At 66.6% G+C, this 14,105-nt stretch carries 12 protein-coding genes; 5 read left to right on the plus strand and 7 right to left on the minus strand.

The features are described 5' to 3' along the window. Window positions 1–376: 376 nt before the first annotated feature. From ACFYOW_RS18080 to prpB, 3 genes are all read right to left on the minus strand, one after another. Window positions 377–757, minus strand: a complete 381-nt coding sequence (locus tag ACFYOW_RS18080; protein WP_387290052.1) for a nuclear transport factor 2 family protein — start codon at window positions 755–757, stop codon at window positions 377–379. A gap of 94 nt (window positions 758–851) precedes the next feature. Further along, on the minus strand, window positions 852–1,970 hold the full coding sequence (locus tag ACFYOW_RS18085; protein WP_387289217.1) for a bifunctional 2-methylcitrate synthase/citrate synthase: 1,119 nt from the start codon (window positions 1,968–1,970) through the stop codon (window positions 852–854). A gap of 3 nt (window positions 1,971–1,973) precedes the next feature. Next, on the minus strand, window positions 1,974–2,882 hold the full coding sequence (prpB, locus tag ACFYOW_RS18090; RefSeq protein ID WP_387289219.1) for a methylisocitrate lyase: 909 nt from the start codon (window positions 2,880–2,882) through the stop codon (window positions 1,974–1,976). Between the two features lie 23 nt (window positions 2,883–2,905). Between prpB and ACFYOW_RS18095 the strand changes: the two genes are divergently transcribed. Then, window positions 2,906–3,082, plus strand: a complete 177-nt coding sequence (locus tag ACFYOW_RS18095; RefSeq protein ID WP_387289220.1) for a DUF1737 domain-containing protein — start codon at window positions 2,906–2,908, stop codon at window positions 3,080–3,082. 8 nt (window positions 3,083–3,090) lie between these two features. Here ACFYOW_RS18095 and prpD read toward each other — a convergent pair whose 3' ends face one another. Continuing rightward, entirely contained in the window at window positions 3,091–4,602 is a 1,512-nt protein-coding gene (gene prpD / locus ACFYOW_RS18100) for a 2-methylcitrate dehydratase PrpD (protein ID WP_387289222.1), read from the minus strand. A gap of 116 nt (window positions 4,603–4,718) precedes the next feature. On the opposite strand from prpD, the gene ACFYOW_RS18105 reads away from it, so the two are divergent. Next, window positions 4,719–6,173: a short-chain fatty acyl-CoA regulator family protein gene (locus ACFYOW_RS18105; RefSeq protein ID WP_387289224.1), complete on the plus strand. Its 1,455-nt coding sequence runs from the start codon at window positions 4,719–4,721 to the stop codon at window positions 6,171–6,173. A gap of 72 nt (window positions 6,174–6,245) precedes the next feature. Here the strand turns inward: ACFYOW_RS18105 and recG are convergent, their stop codons facing one another. Together recG and ACFYOW_RS18115 are read right to left on the minus strand one after the other, a co-directional pair. Continuing rightward, entirely contained in the window at window positions 6,246–8,519 is a 2,274-nt protein-coding gene (gene recG / locus ACFYOW_RS18110) for an ATP-dependent DNA helicase RecG (protein WP_387289226.1), read from the minus strand. A 4-nt stretch (window positions 8,520–8,523) separates the two neighbouring features. Beyond that, a complete protein-coding gene (locus tag ACFYOW_RS18115) occupies window positions 8,524–11,220 on the minus strand; it encodes a DAK2 domain-containing protein (protein ID WP_387290054.1) in 2,697 nt (898 codons plus the stop codon). A gap of 361 nt (window positions 11,221–11,581) precedes the next feature. On the opposite strand from ACFYOW_RS18115, the gene rpmB reads away from it, so the two are divergent. From rpmB to ACFYOW_RS18130, 3 genes are all read left to right on the plus strand, one after another. Continuing rightward, window positions 11,582–11,773, plus strand: coding sequence for a 50S ribosomal protein L28 (gene rpmB, locus ACFYOW_RS18120; protein WP_011210730.1), 192 nt, complete (start codon window positions 11,582–11,584; stop codon window positions 11,771–11,773). 102 nt (window positions 11,774–11,875) lie between these two features. Beyond that, complete coding sequence (locus ACFYOW_RS18125) at window positions 11,876–12,367, plus strand: GNAT family N-acetyltransferase (RefSeq protein ID WP_387289228.1); 492 nt, start codon at window positions 11,876–11,878, stop codon at window positions 12,365–12,367. A gap of 39 nt (window positions 12,368–12,406) precedes the next feature. After that, window positions 12,407–13,189: an enoyl-CoA hydratase/isomerase family protein gene (locus ACFYOW_RS18130; protein ID WP_387289230.1), complete on the plus strand. Its 783-nt coding sequence runs from the start codon at window positions 12,407–12,409 to the stop codon at window positions 13,187–13,189. Here ACFYOW_RS18130 and ACFYOW_RS18135 read toward each other — a convergent pair whose 3' ends face one another. After that, the gene (locus tag ACFYOW_RS18135; protein ID WP_387289232.1) at window positions 13,190–14,053 is read right to left on the minus strand and encodes an alpha/beta fold hydrolase; all 864 of its coding nucleotides are present in this window, start codon (window positions 14,051–14,053) and stop codon (window positions 13,190–13,192) included. Between the last annotated feature and the right edge of the window lie 52 nt (window positions 14,054–14,105).

Consider the following 14,105-nt stretch of genomic DNA (forward strand, 5'->3'; position numbering starts at 1 on the left):
CAGTTTCTACGCCGAGAACGACGGCGGCCGGACCGTCTTACGCGAAAACCCGACCTGACGATCGACCACATTCCCCCTCGAAGTCCGCGCAGCCCGATAGCGCGGTTTGTTCACCGCGCTATCGGGCTGCATATCAATGAGATTCGGCCCCAGGAAAAGGCCGTAGCCGACGCCGCGGCGTGTACCTCTCACAACTCTCGCCGTTGCGGACCATCGGCCGCAGGCGCGACCGCGCGCTCAGTCCCCGCCGCCAGGCCGTATGACATTCCGAGCAACGATCCATGCGTAACCCCTCCTCATACGTCGCCATCAGATATCACCCCCGATGTCCTATTCGACGCAGGGCCGACCGATTCGGTTCCGCCGATTCCCCCGCCTATTCGGCCTCGGTTCCGAATGCGCGATTGATGGCGGCCATATCGAAGTAGTCACGCCAGGCGGTGATGGCGCCGTCGGCGACCTCGAAGACGCCCACTACCGGCAGCGGTGTGTCTTTGCCCAGGCCGCGCAGGATATCGGTGCGCTCGTTCATGACAATATTCCCGGCGGTGACCTGGTGGTGCACGTCGAATTCGATGGATTCGAAGGTGCTGAGGAAACCGGCGATGAAATCGCGGATGGCAGCGCGACCGTTGATGGGTTCCATCGGAATGTTGTGGTAGACGGCGTCTTCGGCGAAGAAGGCGCTGATCCGGTCCGGGTCGGGATCGGCCCAGCTGCGGCACATGGCGGTGACGATTTCGTCGGGGCTCGGCATTCGGTTCACTCGCTTCCTTGCGCCGATACGATCGGGCACATCGGTCGATTCGATCGCCCCGATTACACCAAACAATTGCTTGGTTGCGCCAGGATCAGCCCGTGCCCAGCAGTTCGCGCTGCGGCACCCCGACGTATTCGGACAGCGGACGGATCAGGGCGTTGGTGGCGGACTGCTCGACGATGTGAGCGGTCCAGCCGGTGATGCGACTCAGCACGAAGATCGGCGTGAACATCTCGATGTCGAAGCCCATCAGGTAGTAGACGGGTCCGGCCGGGAAGTCGAGGTTGGGTTTGATGCCGGTGGCCTCGGCCATAGCCTGCTCCAATGCCGTGTACATGCGCAACCAGCGCTGGCCACCGGTCACCTGCACGACTTGGTCCAGAGCCTCGCGCATCGTCGGCACCCGCGAGTCGCCGTCCTTGTACACGCGATGCCCGAACCCCATGACCTTCTGTTTGCCGGATAGCTTGGCGCGCAACCACTCCGCGGCCAGTTCGGGCTCACCGATCTCCAGCATCATGCGCATGACGGCCTCATTGGCACCGCCGTGCAGCGGACCCTTGAGGGCACCGATCGCGGCGGTGATCGCACTGTACATATCCGACCGGGTGGAGGTGACCACACGCGCGGCGAAGGTGGATGCGTTGAAACTGTGCTCCGCGTAGAGGATCAGCGAAATCTCGAAGGCGCGCACAATGCGCGGATCCGGCACCTTGCCGAAGCACATGGTCAGAAAGTTCTCGGCAAAGCCCAGATGTAAATCCGGCGCAATAGGATCCAGTCCGCGACGGCGGCGCATGTCAGCGGCAACGACCGTGGGCAGCATCGCGGTAAGCCGGAGCGCCTTCGCCAGCAATGCCCGATCACCTTGTACGGCATCGAGTTCCGTATCCTCCGCGCCTAGGTAGCTGACCACGGTCCGGACCACATCCATCGGATGACAGTTCTGCGGCATCTTCTCGATGAGCGACAGGATCGAACGATCGATGCGCCGTTGGGCGCGTTCACGCTGACACAACAGTTGGAGTTGGGCGGCGTCGGGCAGTTCGCCGTACCACAGCAGATAGGCGACCTCCTCGAAACCGCAGTGCCGGGCGAGATCCTGCACGGCATAACCGCGATAGGTCAGCGAATTCGTCTCGGGCACAACCTTGGAGATGCTGGTGGTATCGACCACCACCCCGGCCAGGCCCTTCTTGATTTCAGTCATCGTTTACTCGCTCACGGTGAAATTGAAGATTCCGGAATCGAAGTCGTTGTACCGCTGGTAGTCGAGCAATTCGTAGAGTCGCGCCCGGTGCTGCATCTCGCTGATCAGCCCGGATTGCGTTCCGGTGGCGGCGATTTCACGCAGGCCGCGCTCGACCGCGAACATCGCCAAGCGCAGCGCGGTCACCGGATAGATGACGGCGTTGTAGCCGAGATCCGCCAGGGACGGAGCTGATAGCAATTCCGACTTGCCGAACTCGGTCATATTCGCGAGCAGTGGAATGTCCACCGCGGCACGGAACTTCGCGAATTCGGCGGCATCGGCGAGTGCTTCGGTGAAGATGAGGTCGGCCCCCGCGTCGGCATACGCCTTGGCCCGATCGATCGCCGCATCCAGCCCCTCGGTCCCGCGCGCATCGGTGCGCGCGCAGACGACGAAGTTCGGGTCCCGGCGGGCCGAGACCGCCGCACGCAACCGACGGACCATCTCGGCGACCGGAACCACGGCTTTGCCGTCGAGATGCCCACAACGCTTGGGATTCACTTGGTCTTCGATATGGCAGCCCGCGAGCCCGGCATCTTCCAGCAGGGTCACCGTGCGCGCCGCATTCATCGGCTCGCCGAAGCCGGTATCGGCATCGATCAACACCGGCAGATCGGTCACCCGCACGATCTGCTGTCCCCGCGCAGTCACCTCGGTGAGGGTGGTCAGGCCGATATCCGGTAGTGCGAGTTCGGCCGATACCACCGCGCCGGAGACATAGACGCCCTCGAAGCCGAGCTCCTGAATCAGCTTGGCCACCAACGGGTTGAAGGCTCCCGGCCAGCGCTGGATTTGTCCGGAGGCCAGCCCGGCGCGCAGTGCCACACGTTTGTCGGCAGCGCTCGTGGCGGCGGCGAGCAGTCCTGTCATTGCGACCGGCCTAGGCTGAGCGCATGACCGAGGACCGTCCCCTGCGCTATCGACTGATCACCGGCGTCGACGACGCCACCTTCTGCGAACGGATCAGCGGCCTGCTCGATCAGGGCTACCGGCTGCACGGATCGCCCGCCGTCACGTTCAACGGCACCGATGTGATCGCCGCGCAGGCGCTGATCTGGGACGAAGAGTAGCGCCGACATCAGAAGATCCCCGCGCACACCTGCGGTGCCCGCCCCATCACCTCGGGCGATACCGTGAACGTCAGCTGATCCAGTTCCCCGGGGGCCAACTCCGGCGTGCGCTGCACCGCGTCCAGGAAACGGTCCTGCTCCGCGGGTTCGATCACGCTTTCGGCCAGCGTGCGGAACTTCGCGATGTACTGCTCGCGCGCGAACGGCCGCGCACCCAGCGGATGCGCATCCGCCACCGCGAGCTCATCGACAATCGTCTCGCCACTCTTCAGCGTCACGACCGCCCGTGCCCCGAAGGCCTTTTCGTTGGGATCGGTGGCGTGGTAGCGGCGCGTCCATTCCGGATCCTCGACCGTCGAGATCTTGCGCCACAGCGCGACGGTATCCGCCCGACGTGCACGCTCGGGTGCGTAGGACCGCTCGTGATGCCAACCGCCGTCCTGTAGCGCGACCGCGAATATATAAGGAACGGAATGGTCGAGCGTCTCGCGGCTGGCGTGCGGATCGAACTTCTGCGGATCACCGGAGCCCGTGCCGATGACCACATGCGTGTGGTGGCTGGTATGCAGCACGATGGTGGCAATCTGATCGAGGTCGCCGATGCGCGCCCGCATTCGGCGCGCAAGATCGATGGGCGCTTGGCTCTGGTATTCGGCCGAATGCTCCTTGGTGTAGCTGTCGAGGATCGCCCGCTTCGCCTCGCCCGGGCTCGGCAGCGGCACCTGATATTCCGCTTCCGGCCCACCGAGCAACCAGGCGATAACGCCGTCCGCCCCCTCCCAGATCGGTGCGGGCGCACTCTCGCCGCGCATGGCCCGGTCGACCGCCTCCACCGCCATCTTCCCGGCGAAAGCGGGGGCATATGCCTTCCAACTGGAGATCTCGCCCTTGCGGGATTGCCGGGTGGCGGTGGTGGTGTGCAGCGCCTGCCCGATCGCCTGATAGATCGTCTCGGTGTCCAGGCCCAGTAGTGTCCCGATGCCCGCGGCGGCCGACGGACCGAGATGTGCGACGTGATCGATCTTGTATTCGTGCAGGCAGATTCCGCGCACCAGGTCGATCTGGATCTCGTAACCGGTGGCCAGGCCACGGATCAGGTCGGCGCCACCGCGACCGGTGTGCTGGGCGACGGCGAGGATCGGCGGAATATTGTCGCCCGGATGGGAGTACTCGGCGGCGAGGAAGGTGTCGTGAAAGTCGAGTTCGCGCACCGCGACTCCATTCGCCCACGCGGCCCACTCCGGCGACACCCGGCGCTGCGGCGGCAAGCCGAAAACCGTGGCGCCCGACCGCGCATCCGGCTGTGCGAGTGCCTGCGCCCGCGCATTCGTCACAGGGCGGCGGAGCAACGCGGCCGCCGCGACGGCGGCATTGTCGATGATCCGGTTCACGATCATCGCGCTGACCTCGGCGGTCACCTCGACCGGATCGGCGGCGACCTCGGCAATTCTGGTGGCCAAATGTTCTGTGCGCGGAAAGTCCGCGGCGGCGGCGCGGGCGCGTACGATGTGGGTTTTCATCCATCCTCCGGTTCCAGACGGGCCAGCGGCCCTACTTCGCACGCTACGCAGGATTGATCTTCGGCAAAATCCCTTGCAACAGCAGATTTCTGCGGGCGAGAATCCCCGATTTTGCGATGATTGCGAATTCCGAGGGCTACCATCTTGCGGTGCGCAAGATGTACGCGGGCGCCCGACTAAGACGGTTGCGCGAGGAACGGCGGATGACCCAGGCGGCGCTGGCGAAATCCCTGGATCTATCGCCCAGCTACCTGAACCAGCTCGAGCGCGACCAGCGACCGCTCACCATTCCGGTGTTGCTGAAGCTCAACTCCACATTCGACCTCGACGTGCAATTCTTCGCGGCCGACTCCGATGCCCGGCTGGTCTCGGATCTGCACGAGGTCCTCGTCGACGCGGCGGGCGGTGACAGTGCGCCACTGACCGAGGTGGAGGAACTGGCGACGCGGCTGCCCGAGGTCTCCCGAATCGTCGTCGCGATGCATCGGCGATTACGCGCCGCGACAGATCAACTCGATCTGCTCTCCGCACGGGTGGCCGCGCCGACCGGCGCACCCGGCGTGCCCATGCCGTATGAGGATGTGCGGGACTTCTTCTACGACCATCACAATCACATCGCGCCACTCGATCATGCGGCCGAACAGCTCTTCGAGGAGTGCGGTCTGAGCATCGGATCACTCGATCGACAACTCGCCAGGGTGGCCGAGGAGCGCGCCGGGGTCACCGTGCTGGTGCGCGGTGACGGCGCGGATCCGTCCATCCCGAAACGGCATTACGATCCGGATAGCCGCACGCTGACGCTGGCGCGGCGGCTGCGTCCCGGGCAGCGCGCATTTCAGATCGCCACCACCCTCGGTTTTCTGCTGTACGGCAAGGAACTGGATGCCGTACTCGCCGAAACACCATCGCTCACCGGCGAATCCAGGACGTTGGCGCGCATCGGGTTGGCGAATTACTTCGCGGGCGCGCTGGTGCTGCCGTACGGCCGCTTCCTGCGGTCGGCCGAGGAACTGCGCTACGACATCGATCTGCTCAGTCTGCGTTTCGAGGTCGGCTTCGAGACCATCTGCCACCGGTTGAGCACCCTGCAGCGGCAGGGGCAGCGCGGCGTTCCGTTCTTCCTGGTCCGCACCGACCGGGCGGGCAATATCTCGAAACGCCAGTCCGCCACGGCATTCCATTTCTCCCGGGTCGGCGGCAGCTGCCCGCTGTGGGTGGTGCACGAGGCCTTCGCCAATCCAGGTCGGATCCTGACCCAGATGGCGGCGATGCCCGACGGCCGCCGCTACCTCTGGATCGCCCGCACCGCGCTCGCGGGACCCCACGGATACAGCACGGCGACAAAGGATTTCGCGATCGGCCTGGGTTGCGATATCGAATACGCCGACCGGCTGGTGTATTCGAACGGCCTACACCTCGACAGTCCAGCCGCAGCAGTGCCGATCGGCGCGGGCTGCAAGGTCTGCGAGCGCCCCTCCTGCCCACAGCGCGCCTTCCCCCAGATCGGCAGCCCCCTCGCAGTCACCGAGCACATCAGCACGGATCTGCCCTACCCCCGAGCCCTGCGCTAGTTCTGGACAATTGATCACCATGCGCTGGTGCAGGCAGACGTCGAGAAGGCCGCTCCACCAGCGCATTCTCGATCAGGACTTCGCGAGGTATTCGAGGCGTTCGGCGTCTACGGCGGCGTGCATCATGGTGGCCAGGCCTGGGTGGTGGTGTAGGCCCGGGTCGGATTCGACTAGTTGGCGGGCGAGGTCTTGGGCGGCGGTGATGACTTCGAGGTCGTCGAGTAGGGAGAGCAGGCGCAGGGAACGGGCGGTGCCGGATTGGGCGGCGCCGAGGACGTCGCCTTCACGACGTTGGCGCAGGTCGAGAACGGCGAGTTCGAAGCCGTCGGTGGTGGCGGCGACGGCGTCGAGCCGGGCCATGGCGGTGCCGGTGGGGCCCGCGTCGGTGATGAGCAGGCACAGGCCGGGGTGCTTACCGCGGCCGATGCGGCCGCGCAACTGATGCAGCTGGCTGACACCGAAGCGGTCCGCGTCCACGATGACCATGACGGTCGCATTCGGCACGTCGACGCCGACCTCCACGACCGTGGTGCAGACGAGCACATCGATGTCGCCATCGTTGAATGCGCGCATCACCTGGTCTTTTTCATCGGTCGGGAGCCTGCCGTGCAGCAGGCCGACCCGGACGCTCGCGAGCGGACCGGTGCGCAGCATGTCGAAGACCTCGAGCGCCGCGGCCGTGGTCGGGCCTTCCTTCTCCTCTGCCTTGGCTGCCTTCTTGCCGTTGCGGCCCTTGCCGTTCTCCTCGTCGTCGCCGATGCGCGAGCACACCACATAGGCCTGTCGACCGGCGCCGACCTCCTCGAGGATGCGCTCCCAGGCACGGTCGACCCAGTTCGGATGCTGTTTGCGCGGCACCACCTTCGACACGATCGGCGAGCGACCGCGGGGCAGCTGGGTCAGGGTCGAGGTCTCCAGATCGCCGAGAGTGGTCATGGCGATGGTGCGGGGAATCGGGGTCGCGGTCATGACCAGCAGATGCGGGCTGGTGCCGGATTTCGCCTTGGCGCGCAAAGCATCCCGCTGTTCGACACCGAACCGATGTTGTTCGTCGACGATCACCATGCCGAGATCGAAGAACTCCACCGCGTCCTGGATGAGCGCGTGTGTGCCGATCACAATGCCCGCCTCGCCGGTCACCGCATCGAGTAGCGCAGCCTTCTTCGCCGACGCCGACATCGAGCCGGTCACCAGCACGACCTTGGTCGCGTTGTCGGCGGCGCCGAGTTCACCGGCGGTACCGAGATCGCCCAGCATCGTGCGCAGTGACCGATAGTGTTGGGCGGCAAGGACTTCCGTTGGAGCGAGCAGCGCGCATTGCTGACCGGCGTCGACCACCTGCAGCATGGCGTGCAGTGCGACGATGGTCTTGCCCGAACCGACCTCACCTTGCAACAGCCGGTGCATCGGGTGGCTGCGCGCGAGATCGTCGGAGATCTCCGCGATCACCTGCTGCTGCCCCTCGGTCAGTTCGAAGGGCAGGCGGGTGTCGAAAGCCGCTGCGATACCGTCGGATCGGGGCGAACACGGCCGGGCCGCTCGTGCCTGCGCATCGTGTCGCCGCTCGGCGAGGACCAGTTGCAGGGCCAGCGCCTCATCGAAACGCAAACGCTCCCTGGCCTGTTCGATATCGGACTTGCGTTCGGGCAGGTGGATCAGGCGCAGCGCGTCGGAGATCTTCATCAGCGCGCGGTCGTCGCGCAGATCGCTCGGCAGCGGATCGTCGATCGGGTCGAGCTGGTCGAGTACCTGCCGGACGCAGGCGAGCAGATCCCAGCTCTGCACTTTCGCGGTCGCGGGGTATACCGGGATGTATTCCCGTTCGAAGAACGAGACATCCACTCCCCCTTTACCTTTCGCGCTCTGCGCCAATCCGCGCAAGGCGCCCCCGCCGCGCACCGAGGTGAGGTTCTCGATGGAATCCTCTTCCTTCTCGGGCAGGATCAGATAGTCGGGATGTGAGAGGTTCCAGCGGTCCGGGCGCCACCAGTGCACGGTGCCCGACATCATGGCCCGGACTCCTTCGCGGACAAGGTAACTCACCTTGTCTCCGTTGAAGAAGGTGATATCGATCGGGGCGACCGAACCGGTGTCGAGGGCTACCTTGAGCAGGCGCCCCCTGCGGTTCTTCATCGGGCGCAGTTCGGTTTTCGTCACCCGGCCGATGACGGTGATGTGCGCGCCCTCTTCCGGCTGCTCCTGGGTAAGCGGCTGGCCTTGGGTGGCATAGCGTAATGGGTAGTGCCGCAACAGGTCCTCGACGGTGTGCATGTCGAAGGCATCGGCGAGCGGCTCGGCCGCCTTCACGCCGAGCAGGTGGTCCAGCCGATCGCTGAGTGTCGCCATATCCCTATTCCACCCCTATCTGCACCAGATCCGCTTGCTGCCCACCGGAATACACACTCACCTCGACGCCGGGGAAGCCGTTCGCGATATGCGTGGCCAGTTCGTCCGCGAGTTCATCGGGGGCCGCCACACCCATGAGCAAAGTGACCAGCTCACCGCCGAATGCGAGCATCCGGTCGAGCAGGGTCCGGCCCGCGGTCGGCACATCTCGGTCGATCACCACCACATCGTGACCGACCAGCCCCAGCCCATCACCGGCCTCGCAGGTGCCGACCATGGTGAGCGCCCGTTCTGCCGCGGCACGCAATGATCCCCAGCGGGTCGCGGCCGCCGCTTCCGACATGGCGAACGCGTCGTCCACCGCGATCCGGCCGCAATCGTGCACCGCCAGCGCTGCCAACCCCTGCACCATGGACCCGCTCGGCAACAACAAGACGTCCCGATGCGCGTCACGCGCCGCGACACCGACCGCAACCAACTCGTGCGCGGGCAGCGCACCATTCGGCAGCACCAACACCTCCCGATTCGGCAGCCGCCGAATCGCCGCAAGCAGCGCCGCACTGGTCACCGCCCCGTCACCGCCGAGCACCACCGCACCCCCGGCCTCGAACAGCGCCGCCGCACCATCCCCCGATGCGACAGCCAGGACGGCGCGGTCTGCGGGACCGTCGTGATCGGGACCGATGGGCGCGGATGCGCCGGATCCGATGGTCGTGCCGGGAGCTTCAGCACGCGCGGGCGCATCAATGCGACCAACGCCTCCAGGTTGCACGGCGTCATCAGCCTGACCCGCAGCGTCGGCCGCGGCCCCATCAGGGTGGCCAGCAGCAGCACGCGTGCTCGCATCAGTGCGTCCCGGCTGCACAGCATCAGCGCCACCCGCAACGCCGGCGGCGACCCCATCAGCGCGACCAGCAGCAGCACGCGTGCTCGCATCAGTGCGCTCAGGCTGCACGACAGCATCAGCGCCACCCGCAACGCCAGCGGCCGGGGCTAGATCGCGGTGCCCAACAGCATCAGTAGGTGCGGGCGCGATCGCGCGTCCGGCACCACCAGGCTGCCCTGCGGTACCAGTGCGATCGGCAACATCGGCGGGGGTTGCGTCAGGGGGGCCGACGACCTCAGCGCGGTCGGCAAAGTCGGCGTGCGGGAATTTGCCCGAGTGCGCAGCCGCGTCGTAGTGCGTGGGTGTTGGGCGAGCGGTGATGGTGAAGCTTTCGATGCGGATGGCACTGAGGGTGCCGGTTGCTATGCCTGCCTCGACGGCGGCGCCCGCGTCGGCGCAGTGGACGTGCGCGGACCAGGAGCCCGCGCCGTCGCCGACGACCACCACCGAGTCGCCGAGGTCGGCGAGGCGATCTCGGAGGCGGGCGATTCGTCGGTCGTCGGTGTCGGAGAGGACGTACATCACCTCGAAGTGGGGTTCGGCACTGTTCAGAGGTTCGGCACAGGTGCCGAGCGGTTCGGCGTCGACTCGTGGTGCGGAATCAGCATGCGCAGACACGGTGGCGCGATCGATACTTGCCTGATCGCTACCGAATGCGAATTCGCCGCGCGCGTACGCCGGCCGATCGGGTATCCGGCCGAGGGTGACCGCGACCAGACTGTCGAGCAGCACAACCAACCCGCGCGCCCCCGCATCGACCACACCCGCCTCGCGCAGCACGCCGAGCTGGGCGGGCGTGTCGCCGAGCGCCTCGGCAGCACCGTCGGCCGCCGCCACCGCCACCTCGGCCAGGGCTGATTCCGGAGCGGCCGCAGCACATTCGGCTGCCCGCTCCAGGACGGTCAGGATCGTCCCCTCGACCGGCACACTCAGCGATTCCCGAACCAGCGCCGATGCCGTGGCCAGCGCGTCACGCAATGTCTGCGCCGTCAGCGGCCCTCCGCGCGCCGCCTCGGCGATCCCCCGCAACACCTGCGACAAGATGATCCCGGAATTCCCGCGCGCCCCGAGCGTCGCCCCACGCGACATTGCCGCGGCCACATCGTGTGTCGAGAGCGATTCACCTGCTTCGCGATACCCGTCGTCAGCTCCGCCCCGTATCCCTGCGCTGGAGGCATCGCGCGAGCTCCCGTTCCTCGCAGTACCAGGCTGAGCCGGGCGATCGACACCCGTCGCGGCAATAACTCGACCCGCGAACTTCCCCGGTGACGCCGCAGAGGGGTGCGATATCGCGGCACCGTCGTCCGATTTCGCGCCACTGCCGACCGCCCCAGCATCCGCTGCAAAGCCGTCGGCCGCGGAATCGTGCGATCGCTGGGCACCACGCTCGTCAGGACCAGGCACGGCCGGGGAATCGACACCGTTGGTGGCGATGGCTCCGCCCGCGAACTCCCCCAGCGACGCGACCCCGTCATCCGACATCGCGGCACCACCGCCCGCCCCAGCATTCACTACAAAACCGTCGGCCGCGCCGGCATCGGCTGCATAACCGTCGGCCGCGAAACCGTCCGATTGCTCGGCACCACGCGCCGAGATCACCGCAGCATCCGCGGCCTGCATTGCCGCTCGCATGGTGGCGAGCATGTTGGTACCGGTGTCGGCGTCGGCGATGGGGAAGACGTTGAGGGCGTTGATCTCCTCGCGGCGCTGCTGCAGGCCTTCGAGGCAGATGCGCCCCCAGCGCAGCAGGGCCGTGGCATTCAGTTCATTCGGACCGGCAACGGCAGGCAGACCCGCGTCAGGGCCGTCGCCCATCATGTCCCGCACTCCGGGCACCGCCACCTCTCTCCGCGATCGTTCACACCGCCGTGCCACCCGCACCCAAGCGACTGCTGGCAGATCGCTCGAAAGGTTCTGCCACCGTTGGCCAGGTTAGCTGGCGATACCGACAGTCGATCGGCGACACCGATCCACTACCATCGGGTGTGCCCACGGGTCGTCGGTTCATGACCCGGTTTGGTGGATCAGGGCGCCGCCAGCTACCCTTGCAGGGTTGCCTAGCGCGGCCGAGAGGGTTCGCGCAGGCCGACGTGAGTCGGCAGGGCATTAAGACATTGTTTCCGGACATGCTGCCGACGTGCGGCGGTCCCCACATGACATGAAGGAGTTCGCGACTATGGCTGCCGTCTGCGACGTCTGCGCCAAGGGCCCCGGCTTCGGGAAGTCGGTCTCGCACTCGCACCGGCGTACCAACCGTCGTTGGAACCCGAACATCCAGACCGTGCGCGCACAGGTCGCGCCGGGCAACACCCGCCGCATGAACGTGTGCACCTCCTGCCTGAAGGCGGGCAAGGTCGTTCGCGGCTGATTTCCCAGAGACCGACATACGCCCCGACACCACCCGGTGCTCGGGGCGTAGTCATCTGCGGACCCTGGTCATCGACGACTGCCCTCGGCAACGATGGTCTCCATGACCCAGCCCGCCTGGCGCATAGCCCCACTCACCACCGAATACGTCCACGGCCTTGCCGAATGCCATATCGCCTGCTGGCGTGAGGCCTATCGCGGCCTGGTCCCCGACCACATCCTGGATGCGTTCGAGGTCGACCGCCGCGCCGAGCAGTGGGAACGCGTCCGGGTCCGCAACCCGGGCAGCGCCTATGTCGCCCTCGTCGACGACGAGGTGATCGGCTTCTCGTGTGCGAGCGCGTCACGCGACGAATCACCGGTCACCCCAACCGAACTCAATGCCCTCTACGTCCGCGCCGCCTGGTACGGCACCGGCGTCGCGCACGACCTCATCCGTGCCGCCGCCGCACCCGACATCCCGTGCTCTCTCTGGGTCTTCGAGAAGAACCCGCGCGCCCAGGCCTTTTACCGCAAACACGGCTTCGAACTCGACGGCACCAGCCGCGTCGAGGCCTTCACCCCCGCCATCGAAGTCCGCATGGTCCGCCTCTGAGCGGAAGACGGCTCGGGGCGGGGAGCTAATGTGCTGGTCATGACTTCCACGCAGACCGAGTACGTCACCGTCGTCGACGGCGTACTACAGATCACCATCTCGACCGCCGCAAATGGCACTTCCCTGGACTTCGCGGGCATCAACGCGGGCACCGAGGCCTTGCGATCGGCCGACCGTGAGATCGGGGCCGTCCTGCTGACGGGCGCCGGACCGAACTTCTCGGCGGGTGGCAATGTGCGCGGTTTCGCGGCGGCCGAGGATCGGGCCGGTCATATCTACGGCCTCGCGACGGATCTGCACGATTTCGTCCGCGCGCTCGACGAGACCATCGTGCCCGTCGTCGCCGGGGTGCGGGGGTGGGCGGCCGGAGCCGGGATGAGCCTGGTGTGCGCGGCGGACATCGCGATCGGCGGCCCGAGCACCAAGTTGCGCCCGGCATATCCGGGCATCGCGTTGAGCCCGGACGGCGGCATGTCGTGGACGCTGCCGCGGATCGTCGGCGCCGGCCGCGCCCGCGAAATCCTGCTCACCGATGCGATTCTCGACGCCGAAACGGCGGTTCAGCTCGGCATCCTGAGTCGGCTCGTCGATGACGAGCAGGTGCGGGCCGAGGCACTGGAGGTGGCCCGAACCCTCGCCACCGGACCGCGATCCACCTACGCGAGCATCAAATCGCTACTGGCACAGTCGAATTCGTCGACACTGAGCGATCAGCTCGACTACGAGCGCGATGCCATCAGCGCCGCGGCGAACAGCCCGGCCGGGCGCGAGGGCGTGGATGCCTTCGTCGAGAAGCGCAAGCCCGACTACCGGAACCGGTAGCTAACCGCGCACCTGGAGCACGAATTTCGCGACCGCGTCGGTGAACGAATCGTTGTCGTCACCGGCTGCGGTATGCGCCGCGCCGCCGATCTCGACCAACTGCGCATGCGGCACCATTGCCTGAAATTCCGCGGCGCCTTCCGGCGTCACCACATCGGATTGCATGCCGCGCACCAGCAGCACGGGAATGGTGAGGGCGCGCGCGGCGTCCTCGAGCTGCTGCACCATTTCGCTCGGATCCTCGACGCGGTGGGTGAGCATATCCGGATCCCAATGCCAGTACCAGCGACCGTCGCGCTGGCGCAGATTGCGCAGCAGGCCGTCGGTGTTCTTGGGCCGTGGCCGATGCGGCATATACTCCGCGACCGCGTCGGCGGCCTGTTCGAGGCTGTCGAAGCCGTCGCGATGTTTGCCGAGGAAGTCGATCACCCGCGCGACGCCGGCGGGCTCGGGACGGGTGACGATATCGACGAGCACCAGGGCGTTGATCGCCGCGCCACCCGGATCCGCGGTAGTCAGCAGGCCGGTCATCCCGCCCATGCTCGCGCCGACCACGACCGCGGGGGTAGCCAACTGCTCGAGGACCGCGACCAGGTCAGCGACCATCGTGGCGCGCCGGTAATCGGAGTCCGGCGACCATTCGCTGTCTCCGTGGCCGCGCGCGTCCAGTGTGACGACCCGCATCCCGGCGGCGGCCAGCTTCGCACCGGTCTGCTTCCACGAGTGTCTGGTCTGACCACCGCCGTGCAGAAACAGGACGAGCGGGCCGTCCGCCGGGCCGAACTGGTCGGCGGCCAGCTCGATCCCATCCGAACCACGCATCCGCAGCCGGATCGGATCGAGAAGGTTGTTCGCATTACTCACGATCCGAGGATCGCACAGTTACCGCTGGGGCTCATGCGAGCCCCGGTCAATG

The sequence above is a fragment of the Nocardia sp. NPDC006982 genome (assembly GCF_042869435.1).
Taxonomy (GTDB): Bacteria; Actinomycetota; Actinomycetes; order Mycobacteriales; family Mycobacteriaceae; genus Nocardia.